The following is a 16525-nucleotide window of genomic DNA, read 5'->3' as shown; positions in this document are numbered from 1 at the left end:
GGTAACGACATGATCAGGAGGTTTTATATCTATGGCGGATCAGGAACGTCAAAGTGTACAAGAAATAAATATCAGTCAGGAAGTACGTACATCCTTCCTTGACTATGCAATGAGTGTAATTGTCTCTCGTGCGTTACCAGATGTAAGAGATGGGATGAAGCCTGTACATCGAAGAATATTATATGCAATGAATGACCTTGGTATGCATTCGGATAAAGCCTACAAAAAGTCAGCTCGTATCGTTGGAGAAGTAATTGGTAAATATCACCCACACGGTGATTCAGCGGTTTACGAGGCGATGGTACGTATGGCACAGGATTTCAGTTATCGAAATCCTTTAGTTGATGGACATGGTAACTTCGGTTCTGTAGATGGTGATTCAGCAGCAGCGATGCGTTATACAGAGGCGAGAATGTCAAAACTTTCAATGGAGCTTCTACGTGATATTAATAAGGACACGATCGATTACCAGGATAACTATGATGGTTCAGAACGCGAACCAGTTGTATTTCCATCTCGCTTTCCGAATTTACTCGTAAATGGAGCTTCAGGGATTGCTGTTGGGATGGCTACGAATATTCCACCACATAATCTTGGAGAAACAATTGATGCTGTTCTTGCAGTAAGTAAGGATCCAGATATTACAATTGATGAGATTATGGAAGATTATTTACCTGGACCAGATTTTCCTACAGCTGGAATTATTCTAGGTCGAAGCGGTATTCGCAGAGCATATGAAACTGGTAAAGGATCCATTACCATTCGTGCAAAGGTTGAAATTGAAGAGCATGCCAATGGAAAGTCTACCATACTTGTGACAGAGCTTCCTTATCAGGTCAATAAAGCAAAGCTAATAGAAAAAATTGCTGAGCTAGTTCGTGATAAGCGGATTGAGGGTATAACTGATTTACGAGATGAATCAGATCGTAATGGTATGCGAATTGTCATGGAATTACGCCGTGATGTTAATGCGAATGTCCTATTGAATAACCTTTATAAATATACAGCATTACAAACAACATTCGGAGTTAATACCTTAGCACTAGTTGATGGCGTACCAAGGGTATTAAATATAAAAGAATGTCTAATTCATTACTTAGATCACCAAAAGGTGATTATTAAGCGACGCACAGCCTTTGAATTAAGAAAAGCAGAAGCCCGTGCTCATATTTTAGAGGGATTACGAATTGCCCTTGATCATTTGGACGAGGTTATTTCACTAATCCGTAATTCGAAAACGGCAGATATTGCCCGTGACGGTCTAATGACGCGCTTTAATTTATCAGAAAAGCAGGCACAGGCTATTTTGGACATGAGACTACAGCGCTTAACTGGATTAGAACGTGAGAAGATTGAAAATGAATACAATGAGCTTTTACAGCTAATTGAAGAATTAAAAGCTATTCTAGCTGATGAAGAAAAGGTTCTAGAAATCATCCGTGAAGAACTAACAGAGATTAAAGAAAAATACGGAGATGAAAGAAGAACTGAAATAACGATTGGTGGAGCCGATTTATTTGAAGATGAGGATTTAATCCCAGAAGAGAATATTATCATTTCGCTTACACATAAGGGCTATATTAAACGACTACCTTCATCAACATACCGTGTACAAAAGCGTGGTGGACGTGGAATTCAGGGAATGGGTACACATGAGGATGACTTTGTAGAACATCTCGTTTCGACCTCTACTCACGATACGATTTTATTCTTTACGAACAAAGGAAAAGTTTACAAGGTGAAGGGCTATGAAATACCAGAATATAGCCGTACGGCGAAAGGTCTTCCAATCATTAATCTATTACAAATTGAAAAAGAAGAGTGGATTAATGCAGTAATTTCTGTTAACGAGTTTAGAGAGGATTGGAATTTCTTCTTTACAACAAGAAGAGGAATTTCTAAACGTACTTCCCTTTCTCAATTCGCTAACATTCGTAAAGGTGGATTAATCGCACTTGGATTACGTGATGATGATGAACTAATTTCTGTACGATTAACAGACGGTACAAAAGATATTATGATTGCAACAAAGAATGGCTATTTGATTCGTTTCCCTGAAGAGCAGGTTAGATTGATGGGGAGAACTGCTGCGGGTGTTCGTGGTATTTCCTTACGTGGCGATGATGAAGTAGTTTCTATGGAAATTCTCGAGGAAGGCTTACAAATCCTTCATGTAACGAATAAAGGTATTGGAAAACGCTCACCAGAGGATCAATATCGAATTACGAATCGTGGAGGTAAGGGAATATTTACAGCCAAGCTCTCAGAAGAGACAGGTCATATTGTAGCCGTTAAAGCAGTAACTGGAGAAGAAGATATCATGCTAATTACAGCAGCCGGTGTACTAATTCGAATTCCTGTAGAAGGTATTTCGCAAACTGGTAGAAATACTCGTGGTGTTCGCTTAATTCGTCTTCAAGATGATGAAGAAGTGGCGACTGTTGCAAAAATTGAGCGTGAAAAGGATGAAGAAGAATCTGCTGATGTAGAAGAGATTGCTTATGAATCCGTTGAAACGGATACAGAAGAAATCGAATAGAGTATTGAGAAATAATAAAATGGCTGGAACAAACGGGGTAGTACTAATCAATAATCCGAACAATTAACTTGGAGCAAAACCCACTCTGGAAAAATACTATGCTTTTACTTCCAGTATAGGGGCAATATCTGCTCGAGAGGATCATCGTCGTGTCTGCTTTACCGCTGGACGATTGGTGAGCCTCCTCGTGCTGTATGCTTGTCGTGCTGCAAATTACTTCAGGGAAGTTTTACACCTCGCAACTTATTGCTTACTCGGTAGAAGCAAGGCTTCACTTCGCGGTTTTACTGATACCTGTTCTACCGAAAATCAAGGACTACATTGATAGCGATTTCACTTTCGAGAGAAAAAGTTTTTATCAAGGAGTCTACCTATTTTTCATCCGCTAACAGAAGATTATTCGCTTCTTTAGTTAATCGTTTTTATGTCTCAGCTGCTATTTCTTAAACGGAGGGGTAGAAAATGCGTGTATCACCATCACAATTAGTACCAGGCTGTATCCTTTTACGTGATGTTATAGGGAAGACAAATCGACCAATTATCCCACATAAGACAGTGTTAACCGAAGAACATATTTTCATCCTTGATAAATTTCTAGTAGATCAGGTAGAGGTTTCAGAGCGATTGGAAAATGGTAGCATGTATAAGCCAGAAGAAAGAATAGAAAGTGAACCATTAGAAGAAAAAGAAATAGAAGCCAATACGTTAGTTTCGATACTACCGTTCAAGGACCATTATTTATATGTGGTGGAAGAGTATAAAAAACTATTTGATTCTTGGAAGCGTAATTTACCGATAAATAATTTTGCTGTTCGAAATTTAATCCTGCCATTAATTGATCGTATGGAAGACATTGCATCTGCAGTGTATACACTTCATCACTTTGCAAATAAACAGGATTATTTTTACCATCATAGTGTATCCGTCTCTATTTTAAGTGCCTATTTAGGTAAAAAAATGGGCTATTCAAAAGGCGAATGGTACCAAATTGGGTTAGCGGGATTACTAAGTGATGTAGGAATGGCTAAACTGGGGGACTTTGCTTTTTACAAAGAAGGGCAGCTAACAGATGAGGAAAAACTGGAAATTAGAAATCATCCAACCTTTTCGTATCGAATGGTTGAACATATTGCATCGATCCCATATTCCGTTAAACTAGCTGTATTACAGCATCATGAGCGCATGGATGGAAGCGGATACCCACTAGGTCTTTCCAATGAAAAAATTCACCGATATGCTAGAATTATAGCTGTTAGTGATATTTATCATGCGATGACGTGTGAACGTAGCTATCGAAAAAAGCAGTCTCCTTTCAAAGTTATCGAAGAGCTTCAAAAGGAGCAGTTTAGTAAAATTGATCCTAGGGTTGTACAAGTATTCGTTGATGCAATAGCTAACTTTTCCATTGGCACGAAGGTTTTATTATCGAATAACCAGGTGGGGGAAATTGTCTTTATTGAACAAAATAACCCTACAAGGCCAATTGTAAGACTGGAGAATGATGAAATTATTACATTAAGCAATAGTCTTTCATTGTTTATCAGTGAAATTTTGTAATAGGGTTTAATTCCTTGTAAGGATGCTGTATAGCAGCAAGGAATTGGACTCTTTTTCTATATACCTTCTAACCATAACTTTACATATCATCCTTTTAGTAAATGTGTACCAATGATAGAAGGTATTTTTCTTTGGGTAATCGTTAAAAAGCCGGTTATAAAAGGAAAATCAATATCCGGTTTGGTGGTAAGTAGTTCTCCCCACCATTCTGCTTCATAACGGGATAGCATACTGAGATTATATAAAATTAAATAATGAACCATTACTTCGGATATTGGAAAGAAAAGGTTACGGTCTGTTGGTAGGAAGATAGCGTTATCCATACCAATTTGAAATGGTCCTGATCGTCCTGTTAACGGTTCTTTCAGCTCAATAATGATTTGTTCCGGGGTGAATTTTGTATGAATAATGGTAGGCAAGTATTTAGCTAATTTAGTAATCAGTGCATTCTCTGTTAGATGATAGGCATCACATATATTTTTGGGTAACCGTAATATGGCACTCTCTGTTGTACCTATTTTCGTTAGATTAATGATCTTCTCAAAATGAAAATATTGGGTAAGCTCAGGAATTAGGCTAAGAAGTGACTTCATTGATACTTTTTCAAAGGGAATTTTTTTAATCTGAAAAAGGTGCTCAGAAAAATAGGGAAATAAGCCATTATGTTGGATTTTAACTTCATCCTCCAGAAAGCTATAATTCTTTTTCTTTCGCTTTCTTGCTGATACACCATGTGCTAAAACAGTCGTTGACTCTGGGTAATTTGGTCGTTTCGTTAGTAGCAAAGCTTTTAATAAATGTGTCATCCCATAAAAAAACATGACAGGCTGTAGGACCGGATCTAATTTTTCACCAGCCGCATAATATCTTAATCCATGATCGAGGCAATACATAAATACATTACAATTCTCATAGCTTTTTTTTTCTGCATCCATTGGATTGATTTTTTGATAGCATTGATACAAATAATTTTGTGCTGTCTGCTGTGATTGCAAATAAGTATAGATGGAAGCAATATCATCGTTAACGAACATAAAATAACCCTTCTCTTTTACCGAAAAATTAGAAAATAACAACTTCATTTTTTCAATTATCCCTTATTGAAATACTTAATAGGTTGGCGTATTGTAGAAAACAATAGATATGACTTATAGCTTTTCCATCTAGAAAAGAATTATTCTGTAACTGTTACCTACGATCACAATAAAGGAGGATATAAAATGAGAACAGATAAGTTTGCAAAAGAAGGGTTAACCTTTGATGATGTATTACTATTACCAGCGAAGTCAGAAGTTTTACCTCGTGAAGTAAGTGTTAGCACTATTTTAAGTCCGAATTTAAAGCTGAATGCGCCTATAATAAGTGCTGGAATGGATACTGTGACAGAAGCGACAATGGCTATTGCTATGGCAAGACAGGGTGGCCTAGGTATTATTCATAAAAATATGTCCATTGAAGAACAGGCAGAGCAGGTTGATCGGGTAAAACGCTCAGAAAGTGGCGTAATTACCAATCCATTCTTTTTAACACCAGAGCATCAAGTATTTGCTGCAGAGCATTTAATGGGAAAATATCGCATTTCTGGTGTTCCTATTGTGAACAATGAGGATGAGAAAAAGCTAGTAGGAATTATTACGAATCGGGATTTACGCTTTATCCAGGATTATTCGATTGCTATTGCAGATGTGATGACAAGTGAAGATCTTGTAACAGCACCAGTTGGAACGACACTGGAAGAAGCAGAGAAAATCTTACAAAAGTATAAAATTGAAAAGCTACCTTTAGTAAATGAAAAAGGTGTTTTAAAAGGCTTAATTACGATAAAAGATATTGAAAAGGTGATTGAATTTCCAAATGCAGCAAAGGATGCACAAGGACGTCTACTTGTTGGCGCAGCTGTTGGTGTGACAGGAGATTCGATGAAACGAATAGAAGCATTAGTAACTGCTGGTGTAGACGTAATTGTCATTGATACAGCACATGGTCATTCACAGGGTGTAATAGAGCAGGTTAAAAAGGTACGAGCTGCATATCCAGAACTAGATATTATAGCTGGGAATGTAGCTACCGCTGAGGCTACAAAGGCATTAATCGAAGCTGGAGCAACCATTGTTAAGGTCGGAATTGGTCCAGGGTCGATTTGTACAACCCGTGTTGTCGCTGGAGTTGGTGTACCGCAAATAACAGCCATTTATGATTGTGCAATTGCTGCGAAGGAATATGGTGTACCAGTAATCGCTGATGGTGGTATTAAGTATTCTGGAGATATTACGAAGGCAATTGCTGCAGGAGCACATGCTGTTATGCTAGGAAGTCTTTTTGCTGGGGTATCGGAAAGCCCAGGCGAAACAGAGATTTTCCAAGGAAGACGTTACAAGGTATATCGGGGAATGGGATCTGTAGCAGCAATGAAAGCTGGATCAAAGGATCGCTATTTCCAAGATGCTGAGGATACGAAGAAGCTAGTACCTGAAGGAATTGAAGGAAGAGTTGCCTATAAGGGACCATTAGCAGATACGGTTCATCAATTAATTGGAGGCTTACGCTCAGGAATGGGGTATTGCGGAGCACCGACAATTGAGGCACTACGTACAGAAGCACAATTTATCCGTATTACAAATGCTGGATTAAGAGAAAGTCATCCACATGACGTACAAATAACGAAAGAAGCACCGAACTACTCCATAGAAAGCTAAATTTACCAAATAATTCTATAAGGATGGGCAATTTGCCCGTCTATTTTTTTATACTAATCTATGATAAAATACTAAAGGTGTTCTAAAAACAGACATAATGAATGTAAATACAGGGGTGGAGGTTTAAAAAAGGTGAAACAGATCTATTCAAAATTATTTATGGCGTTACTTGTTGTACTAGTCACAACAGCATCGTTAATTAGACAACCAATACTTACACAAGCAGCTGAATTAGAATTAGATGCTGAGTCAGCCATTTTAGTTGATGCAAAAACGGGGAAGGTCTTATATGCGAAAGACCCTGATATCGCCCTTCCACCAGCAAGTATGACAAAGATGATGTCAGAATACCTTGTGTTGGAAGCAATTGAAAATGGGGAAATTACTTGGGAAACCACAACCCAAATTAGTGATTATGCGTATAGCATTTCTGCTAATCCAGAGTTTTCCGGAATCGGATTAACGCAGGACAAAAACTATAGCGTAAAAGAACTATATGAAGCGATGGCTATTTTCTCTGATAATGGGACAACGATCGCACTTGCTGAATTAGTTTCCGGTTCTGAGGGAGAATTTGTTAAGCGCATGAATAAGAAGGCTGAAGAAATGGGCCTTCCAGATTATAAATTTGTAAATTCCACGGGACTAGATAATAGCTCCCTTGGTGAAAACCATCCAGAAGGTACAGATCCGAATGGAACAGATCTTTTATCAGCAAGATCACTTGCGCTTCTAGCCTACAATTTAATTAACGATTTTCCACATGCACTTGATATTTCAAGTAGAATTGAGGATGATTTTGAAGGCTATAAAGTAGAGAATTTAAACTGGATGCTTCCGCATAAGGCAACCTATCTCAAACAATTTTATTATGAAGGCATGGATGGATTGAAGACAGGCTATACAGGTTTAGCTGGCTATACATTTACAGGAACTGCTGAACGCAATGGAACACGTTTAATCTCTGTTGTTATGCGTACAGATAGTAAAGCAGCTCGTTTTGAACAAACTGCAAAGCTAATGGATTATGGCTTTGGTCAATTTACAAATAAGGAGCTTTTCCCTGCTGGTTACCAATTGAAAAAGCAAGAGACACTTCCAGTAGCGAAGGGCAAGGAAAAAACAGTAAATATTTCACTTAAAGAGGGATTCTCCTTACCGATTAATAATGGGGATGAAGAGCTCTATAAAGTTGAATATAAAATAAATAAAGATAAGCTAAATAAAGATGGACAAGTCGTGGCACCAGTTAAAAAAGGTGAGAAAATTGGTACTGCTGAACTCGTGTACACTGGTGATAGTGATTACGGTTATATCTTTAATAGTGATCATTTATCAGTAGATTTAGTTGCAGATGAGTCAGTGGAGAAATCAAACTGGTTTATGCTTACACTGGGTGCAATCGGTGATTTCTTTAGTGGAATCTTCTCAAGCATCGTGGACACAGTAAAAGGTTGGTTCTCCTAATTATTAAAATTTTCGTATGAAAACTTGCATCTTAGCAAAAAATTAGCTATGATATATCTTAATCAAAATGAAATAAAAGTTATGATAGGAAATAGTAATAGTGTTGCTTACCAAAAGAGAGTCGATGGTTGGTGAAAATCGATGTAGGTATACTATGAATCCATCCTTGAACTGGTTTACCGAACCATAGTAAGTAAACCCGGATTCGTACCGTTAACACGAATAGAGCCGGAAGAGATTTCTCTTCAACAAGGGTGGCAACGCGGGAATATAAACTCTCGTCCCTATTTTGGGATGAGGGTTTTTTTGTTATTTTGTAATAATTTAAAGGAGGAAATGATCATGTTAGACATGAAGTATTTACGTAATAATTTTGCAGAGGTTAAAGCGAAATTAACTCATCGTGGTGAAGATTTATCAGAGCTTGATCGATTCGGTGAACTGGATGAAAGACGCAGGGAGTTAATTACGAAGACAGAAGCTTTAAAGGCTCAGCGAAATGAAGTAACCAAACAAATTTCCCAGCTGAAGAAGGAAAAGAAGGATGCTGATGCGGCTATTAAGGAAATGCGTGAGGTTGGTGACAAGATTAAGGAATATGATGATGAGTTACGAGATATTGAAGCTACGTTAGAAACAGTCATGCTATCTATTCCTAACATTCCACACGAAAGCGTTCCAGTTGGTGAGGATGAAGAGGATAATATCGAAGCAAGGAAATGGGGAGAGGTTCCTAGCTTTAGCTTTGATGCTCAGGCACACTGGGATATTGCCACTAATTTAGATATTCTTGATTTTGAAAGAGCTGGAAAGGTAACAGGTAGCAGATTTGTGTTCTATAAAGGCCTTGGAGCAAGACTAGAACGTGCACTATGGAGCTTTATGATGGATCTTCATTCCGAAGAGCATGGTTATGTCGAGATGCTACCACCAACGATAGTTAATCGTACTAGCATGACTGGAACAGGACAGCTACCAAAGTTTGAAGAGGATGCATTCAAATTAGAGGATTGGGACTACTTTATGGTTCCGACAGCAGAAGTACCGGTAACGAACTACCATCGCGATGAGATTCTAAATGCTGAAGATCTCCCAACTAAATATGTAGCATTTAGCGGTAGCTTCCGTTCAGAGGCTGGTTCTGCTGGACGTGACACTCGTGGGTTAATTAGACAGCATCAATTTAATAAAGTAGAGCTTGTACAATTTGTTAAGCCTGAGGACTCTTACCAAGTGTTGGAAGAGCTAACAGGACATGCAGAGAAGGTATTACAGCTATTAAAATTACCATATCGTGTCATGAGCATGTGCACAGGTGATTTAGGCTTCACAGCAGCTAAAAAGTATGATATTGAGGTTTGGATTCCTAGTCAAAACACGTACCGTGAAATTTCCTCTTGCTCTAATTTTGAAGCCTTCCAAGCAAGACGTGCTGGTATTCGCTTTAGAAGAGAAGCAAATGGTAAGCCTGAATTTGTTCATACCCTAAATGGATCAGGATTAGCAATTGGTCGTACAGTGGCAGCAATTCTAGAAAATTACCAACAGGAAGACGGAAGTGTCAAGGTACCAGAAGTATTAATTCCTTATATGGGTGGTAAAGAAGTCATTCAATAATAGAGGGGGGTTTTCCCCTCTCTATTTTAAAAATTATCGAAACAATTTTTTATTTTTATTTGGCGAAAAAAGTGGGCAAATCTCATTGACAATGAAATTTAATTCCTGTATATTATTATTTGTTGTGATGGAGGTATACCCAAGTCTGGCTGAAGGGATCGGTCTTGAAAACCGACAGGCGGGTCAAACCGCGCGGGGGTTCGAATCCCTCTACCTCCTCCATTAAAAGCGCATAAATATTGGAGATATGAAAGACCGTTACTTTAGTAGCGGTTTTTTTATTTGGAATTAGATTTATGGAGATTTTTAGGGCTGTAAATTGAATTATAGTTATAAGCGTCATTTTGGATTGGATTGCAGAATGAAATGAAGCATAGAGGTGCTCTAGGCGTCATTTTGGATTGGATTGCAGAGTGAAATGAAGCATAGAGGTGGTCTAAACGTCATTTTGGATTGGAATGTGGAGTGGAATGAAGCATAGAGGTGCTGTAAACGTCATTTTGAAATGGAATGTGGAAATGAAATGAAGCATAGAGGTGTTCTAGGCGTCATTTTGGATTGGAATGTGGAGTGAAATGAAGCATAGAGGTGGTCTAAACGTCATTTTGAATGGAATTGCAGAATGAAATGAAGCATAGAGGTGTTCTAAACGTCATTTTGGATTGGAATGTAGAATGAAATGAAGCATAGAGGTGCCCTAAACGTCATTTTGAATGGAATTACAGAATGAAATGAAGTGTAGAGGTGTTCTAGGCATCATTTTGGATTGGAATGCGGAATGAAATAAAGTGTAGAGGTGTTCTAGGCGTCATTTTGGATTGGAATACGGAATGAAATGAAACTTAGGCGAGTTCTTAACGTCATTTTGGATTGGAATACGAAGTGAAATGAAACATAGTGGTGTTCTAAGCATCATTTTGGCTAGGATGCTCAGTTTGAAATAAGTCTAGAGCATAATGATATTCAATCATAAATAGTGAACTGTGAATCTTTTTCGTATAAAGCTTTTCATCATGTATCAATTATCAATATTCACCTTTAAATAGAGCTAAAATAAAAAGATGATATACCAAAATGATATATCATCTTTCTCTTATTTTATTAATTCTCTCGTTTCCCAGCGTCTGGACTGCTGAATGAAGTGTCCAATTTTTTGTAAGATCGGTTCGATGGATGTTTCCTCGTCCATAAGATCATAATCGGAGATGTTAATTCTTAGGATAGGGCATGCATTAAAGTTATTAATCCAGTTTTCGTAGCGTTTAAACATTTCTTCCCAATAGGAAATTGGTGTGCTTTTCTCCATTTCACGGCCACGTTCTTGAATCCGTTTGAGTACTTCTTCAAATGAACCCTCTAAGTAAATTAATAAATCAGGATGTGGAAAATAAGGTGTCATGACCATCGATTCGAATAAACTTGTATAGGTTTCATAATCGGTAGGTGACATGGTGCCTTTTTCATAATGCATCTTTGCAAAAATACCGGTATCTTCATAAATAGAGCGGTCTTGAATAAATCCGCCACCATATTCGAAAATTCTCTTCTGTTCTTTGAATCGCTCTGCAAGGAAGTAAATTTGCAAATGAAAGCTCCAGCGCTCAAAATCTGCATAGAATTTTTCAAGATATGGGTTTGTATCCACCTTTTCAAAGGAAGTCTTAAAATTTAAAGCATCTGCTAATGCTTTCGTCATGGTTGATTTACCAACCCCAACAGTACCAGCAATTGTGATAACAGCATCATTAGGAATATTATATTTTTCTCGTAAATTCATCCTTAATCTCCTTTAAGAGTTAGTTACTTATAAGAACAGTACTATTTAGATATGGTAGTAAAATGATTTAGCTGATTTTGAACCTGTGAAATAATAGCATCTAAATCATTTTGATACTTCACAAAATCTATTTCATCCCCATTAATACGAATTACTGGTATTTCCGGGTGCATAATTTCAAATTCATTCATATATGACTCATAATCTTGAGCGAGCTGAGCTAAGTATGATGGTTTTATATTTTGCTCAATTTCCCTACCCCGCATCTTAATCCGTTTTAAAATGGTATCAAGACTGGCATGTAAATATATCATCATATTTGGTACAGGCATATCTTGTGTTAAAATGTGATAAATTTGTTCATATTTATCAAACTTATCTTTTTGAAGTGTACGTCTTGCGAAAATCATATTTTTAGAAATATGATAATCGGATATCACAGCCTTATTTTGTTTTAAATACTTCTTTTCTATATCCTCCAGCTGCTTGAATCGATTACAAAGAAAAAACATTTCTGTTTGAAAGCTCCACTCGTCAATATCATCATAGAACTTCCCAAGAAATGGGTTCTCCTCTACAATTTCTCGTAATAAATGAAAATTAAAATGATCTGATAGCTTATTTGCTAATGATGTTTTACCAATCCCAATTGGTCCTTCAATGGCGATAAATGGCACCTCAGCCATCCTAGTTCCCCCAATCAAAATACTACTTACAGCATATAATATCTTATAATTTTATCATAATCGACAAAAGTCTTCTATATCGTATTGAAAAGGCCAGGCAGTAATATTTGGTATTCATTCTAGAGAATATTTTATTTTTGAATTTATTTTACAGGTTCTGTATAATGATTTATGTCCTTTTATTTTATGCCTTCGTAGCTCAGGGGATAGAGCATCGGTTTCCTAAACCGTGTGTCGCAGGTTCGAATCCTGCCGAGGGCATTATGAAAACCTTGCTGTGGCAAGGTTTTTTGTTTTATTTTGTAAGTAAAATTAGACTTTCTATTAATCGGGACCAATTAATACTTAAAAAGGTTATTGAAACATTTAGAATTCATTTTGTTTATAAGTATAAAAAGACCCTTTTTCCTTTACAAGAAGCTTGTCTTGGGATATGCATCTATAAAAAGAAAAACACGTCCTGTTATACGTGTTAATCTTACTAATATATTATATTTATCTTTCTTTAAGTCTAACAGAAAAAGAGAACAAAACGAAGACGAGCCCAATTATCAAGAAAAACCACACATAAAAGTTATCAAAAATCCCAGGCATAGCAGGTTCTATTGGAAACTCACTTTTCCGCTCATCAAAACTATAAATCGCAAACACCAAAATTGATAAAACCTTTCGAAGGTGAACAAAATCCCACTAATAGCTAGCATACCAATTCCAGAGAAAAAAATAGACTTCTTCATGTCAACTAGCCACTCCCTTTATTTTTCGGAGAAAAATCTTTTATTTTACTTTTAATTCGTTTAACATAATCTAATTCCTCTTGAATTTCGAAAATACGAATAGGACATGTGATATTTCTTGCTTTTCTTAACTTTTCCTAAATGTTTTATATTTAGCCCATTTTCATAAAGGAGATGCCCTAACAGATAATTACTACTTATTTTTATGCAGTGGTTAATCCCTTTTTCGGATAGACCAATAGGTTCTATGGCTTTTCCTTCTAAAGTAGAGCATGAAAAGTGATGATAGTGTTTCCTACGTAGGGAAATCCATGGAAATTATGCTCATCTTCAATCAAATCCTCCGCTTACTGACTCCATGGAAACACCATTGGACGGCAAACAGATGGGACAGTAGAACAAGAAGCAATCCATATGCTGTAGTCACAAGAAGAATTCCTATTGCGTCAGGTTTTTGTAGGGCGACGACGATCATTACGAGTATTATCCCTACAAGCAGTTCCTTGATCACGCGACTCTGTAGGATTCGCATCCACGACTGTCCTGCCAACCGCAATGGGAAGTCACGCTTCGCCTGTAATGTTGCAGTGATCAATGCACGGATTGCAGTAGCAACACTGAAAGCAACCGCCAGTACAAGCAGAGAAAGGAACTGTAACCACACAAGGTATGCGGCAAACTGTGCATGTAGTATTCCCTCTTCAGCAATATAAACAACCTCCAGTTCTCCTTTAATGCCGCGATTGCGTAGCGCCTGTGCATCAAGGCTGTGTCGTTCTAATAAATGTTGCGTAGCTGTTACACCAGTGAACACGATGTTGTTACTTGAGATCATGGATGTTAAGGTAGAATCATTAAAGGTTTCATACAGTGAGGGAACGACAGCGAATAGGACATCATCTCCAAAGTAGAGACTTCCCCCCCCTCCCCCTTGTGCCACTGGAAGTTGGGATTCCTTGACCGGATGGAGGAATATTAATTGTTCCAATAGATTTGTGGGATGATCTTCTCGCGATAAAATATTAATCTGTTCTTGGACTTCATGAACAAGATCTTCTGAAATGTTGTGGTGCGAAATAGGCGCTACAATCGGTTGTTTCTCACCTAAAGTAACTAAGTCAAGCCAACGCTGGTTTACGAAAGAGACGGCGGAGTACTCACCGAAATCAACGGATGGCCACATTTCCTTCGTGAAAGTATAAGAAAGTGCCACTGATTGAATAGATTCGGCATCCTTTACCATGTTGCCAATCATTGCTTCCATGTGATCCATTTCGTCATTGTCTGTTGCGAACACAATCGATACTTGGTCTGCCAGTCTCTTCCACTGTGCCATTTCAGCCGCCTTAGCAGATGAGTGTTGATATGCAGACCAAGCAGGGGTCACCGTAGCTACCACTAAAACGAATGTTAGAGCCTGGATCAGAATCGCCATCGAACGGAGGCTTTTAACAGTTGGTTGTCTAGTAGCGAGCATGACAGCACTTGGCCATGTCGATGCAGACATAATAAATGCAACAAATAGGGAAATGGCAATAACTATGACTTGCAGACTAATCAGTACTTTGAGGAAGACGCTAACGTACATCCAGCCATGAAAAACACCCACATAGCCTGCTGCAACTATAGCTACAGTCCCAGCGGAAATAAATAATGCCCCACCAAACGCTGTAAGGTCCTGCATCAGAATTCGTTTAGTTGGAGACCCACCCAGAACCCGAAGTGCACGTCCTCGCGCCCTCACTGACAGCCAAAACAGTGCTAGTGATGAAATCAGCACAAGCGAGGCAAGAATTACGGTTGTAAATCCCTTTTCCTGCACCACGAATACAAGACTATCCAAGATTGAGGCATCCCTGCGGCTAACATCTACACCCGCATCCCTCAGAGTGTCCTCAAGTTCACCCAAACGATCTGTACTGCCAGTCACGAGATATAACCCATCAGGGTAGGAATTGGCAAGCTGATCTTTGCCAACAATTTGACCTGTATCGTTACCGTTGAACCAAGTAAACGCATCAGGCAAAGTTCCATCGTTAAGCATTGCAAAAATCTTGCCATCTCCCTCCTTGGCCAGATCTGGGGCAACCTTGACTAGTCCAAGCTTTAGCCGTGTATCGAGTTCTTCTAGCTTTAAAAATGCTTCAGAGATAGAGAAACTTGATTCCTTGAAGCTAATAGTTAGCCTACTGTCGCTCCCAATAGCTTGTGGAAATTCTCGATCATATAGGTCGGTAATGATTGCAGCCAGCAGTGCAAGTAAAGTAAACAACGCTGCCGAAACGGCTACTATGATACGTTTGTACATATTCATCTCTCTTTCCCCCTTTTCTTTTTCCATGCGAGAGAAAATGTTTAAGGTTAAGGCTAACTAGTTGAAGCTAGGGTTAGCGTTTCTCCAAAAGAACCGGAGCCCCAAATCCTTCACTGGTGGAGAACAGTTTGTCTATGGCATCACGCTCCGATTTTGAATTGTAGCTAACCAAGACGAGTCCCCGTTCCGGATTATTTGGACAAGGCTTACCCAATTCTACTTTAATCCCATCTCCTAGATTTTCTATTTCTTTGGCGAGCTTTTCGTGATTGTCCAAAGCAGCCATTACCTCTGCAACGGTCGGCAGTTGGTCACATGGCGGATGCGTGTCCTTTGGCGCTACCGGTATCCAACCGTTAAGAAAAGAAAAGGATCCTACTACCAGTACTAAACCAATACCGATAATAATTTTAGAAGTTGTTTTCATAATTATCCTCCTTGTCTTCTTTAATGAAACGAGCTTTGGAACCGACCTGATGCAAAACATTGCACGCATCAATCATCTCGGAATCATGTGTTGACACAATGACTGTCTGACCACGCAGAGCGAAGTCCGTAAGCAGTTTGATGACCATCCGCCGATTACCGGCATCAAGCGAAGCAGTTGGCTCATCAACAAACAGGACATCAGCATCCTTGTAAATAGCACGGGCCAGGGCAAGCCGCTGCTTCTCGCCTCCACTTAGATGTCCGGCCAACTCATTTTCTCTACCTGTAAGACCCGTTTCTTCAAGTGATTGTATCAACTGTTCTTTATTTCCAGAGACACGCCTTCCAATGATGCTCGCCTGCATAGTGACATTGAAGGCAACTGACTCCTCATCCATAATGCCATAATCCTGAAGTACGAAGGCCGCATGATCTCGCCAAAATCGACGTCGTGCGGTGGTGCTATACCTTGTGACATCGTTCCCATTAATTCGTATGCTGCCCTTATTTACTGGGAGCAATAATCCTAGGGAGTGAAGGAGTGTAGTTTTTCCCGACCCACTCGCGCCCACGAGTGCAGTGATGGTACCGGGCTTACAATGAACCGACTCACCATCAAGTACAAGGCGCCCACCAATTGCTACTGTAATATCTTGAGCTTCAATTAACATTTGCACCACCCATCAAATTTGACGTCAATTGCTAG

At 38.7% G+C, this 16525-nt stretch carries 11 protein-coding genes, 2 tRNA genes and 1 other annotated feature; of the genes, 7 read left to right on the top strand and 6 right to left on the bottom strand.

What is annotated here, in order from left to right; translation table 11 throughout:
* Window positions 1–31 precede the first annotated feature (31 nt).
* Window positions 32–2539, top strand: coding sequence for a DNA gyrase subunit A (gene gyrA, locus KI338_RS14190; protein WP_212921671.1), 2508 nt, complete (start codon window positions 32–34; stop codon window positions 2537–2539).
* Window positions 2540–3001: 462 nt separating this feature from the next.
* Entirely contained in the window at window positions 3002–4096 is a 1095-nt protein-coding gene (locus KI338_RS14185; protein WP_212921670.1) for an HD-GYP domain-containing protein, read from the top strand.
* Window positions 4097–4182: 86 nt separating this feature from the next.
* On the opposite strand, the gene KI338_RS14180 is transcribed toward KI338_RS14185, so the two are convergent.
* On the bottom strand, window positions 4183–5130 hold the full coding sequence (locus KI338_RS14180; RefSeq protein WP_212921669.1) for a YaaC family protein: 948 nt from the start codon (window positions 5128–5130) through the stop codon (window positions 4183–4185).
* Between the two features lie 186 nt (window positions 5131–5316).
* Here KI338_RS14180 and guaB point away from each other — a divergent pair, with 186 nt between their 5' ends.
* From guaB to KI338_RS14160, 4 genes are all read left to right on the top strand, one after another.
* The gene (gene guaB / locus KI338_RS14175; RefSeq protein ID WP_212921668.1) at window positions 5317–6792 is read left to right on the top strand and encodes an IMP dehydrogenase; all 1476 of its coding nucleotides are present in this window, start codon (window positions 5317–5319) and stop codon (window positions 6790–6792) included.
* Window positions 6793–6924: 132 nt separating this feature from the next.
* A complete protein-coding gene (locus tag KI338_RS14170; protein ID WP_244853633.1) occupies window positions 6925–8259 on the top strand; it encodes a D-alanyl-D-alanine carboxypeptidase family protein in 1335 nt (444 codons plus the stop codon).
* Window positions 8260–8331: 72 nt separating this feature from the next.
* Window positions 8332–8548 (top strand) — a binding site (T-box leader).
* 53 nt (window positions 8549–8601) lie between these two features.
* Window positions 8602–9876, top strand: a complete 1275-nt coding sequence (gene serS, locus KI338_RS14165; RefSeq protein WP_212921667.1) for a serine--tRNA ligase — start codon at window positions 8602–8604, stop codon at window positions 9874–9876.
* Window positions 9877–10005: 129 nt separating this feature from the next.
* Window positions 10006–10098 (top strand) — tRNA-Ser (locus KI338_RS14160).
* A gap of 871 nt (window positions 10099–10969) precedes the next feature.
* Here KI338_RS14160 and KI338_RS14155 read toward each other — a convergent pair.
* Both KI338_RS14155 and KI338_RS14150 read right to left on the bottom strand, forming a co-directional pair.
* A complete protein-coding gene (locus KI338_RS14155) occupies window positions 10970–11653 on the bottom strand; it encodes a deoxynucleoside kinase (protein WP_212921666.1) in 684 nt (227 codons plus the stop codon).
* A 41-nt stretch (window positions 11654–11694) separates the two neighbouring features.
* Window positions 11695–12339: a deoxynucleoside kinase gene (locus tag KI338_RS14150; RefSeq protein ID WP_212921665.1), complete on the bottom strand. Its 645-nt coding sequence runs from the start codon at window positions 12337–12339 to the stop codon at window positions 11695–11697.
* A gap of 188 nt (window positions 12340–12527) precedes the next feature.
* On the opposite strand from KI338_RS14150, the gene KI338_RS14145 reads away from it, so the two are divergent.
* A tRNA-Arg gene (locus tag KI338_RS14145) sits at window positions 12528–12600 on the top strand.
* Window positions 12601–13410: 810 nt separating this feature from the next.
* Here KI338_RS14145 and KI338_RS14140 read toward each other — a convergent pair.
* The 3 genes from KI338_RS14140 to KI338_RS14130 form a co-directional block, all read right to left on the bottom strand.
* On the bottom strand, window positions 13411–15390 hold the full coding sequence (locus KI338_RS14140; protein ID WP_244853631.1) for a bacteriocin-associated integral membrane family protein: 1980 nt from the start codon (window positions 15388–15390) through the stop codon (window positions 13411–13413).
* 73 nt (window positions 15391–15463) lie between these two features.
* A complete protein-coding gene (locus KI338_RS14135) occupies window positions 15464–15817 on the bottom strand; it encodes a hypothetical protein (RefSeq protein ID WP_212921664.1) in 354 nt (117 codons plus the stop codon).
* Window positions 15801–16490, bottom strand: a complete 690-nt coding sequence (locus tag KI338_RS14130) for an ABC transporter ATP-binding protein (protein WP_212921663.1) — start codon at window positions 16488–16490, stop codon at window positions 15801–15803. The genes KI338_RS14135 and KI338_RS14130 overlap by 17 nt, the downstream gene beginning before the upstream one ends.
* Between the last annotated feature and the right edge of the window lie 35 nt (window positions 16491–16525).

Source organism: Ornithinibacillus bavariensis, assembly GCF_018333235.1.
GTDB classification, from domain to species: domain Bacteria; phylum Bacillota; class Bacilli; order Bacillales; family Amphibacillaceae; genus Ornithinibacillus; species Ornithinibacillus bavariensis.
This window is presented reverse-complemented; position numbering and strand designations above follow the sequence as displayed.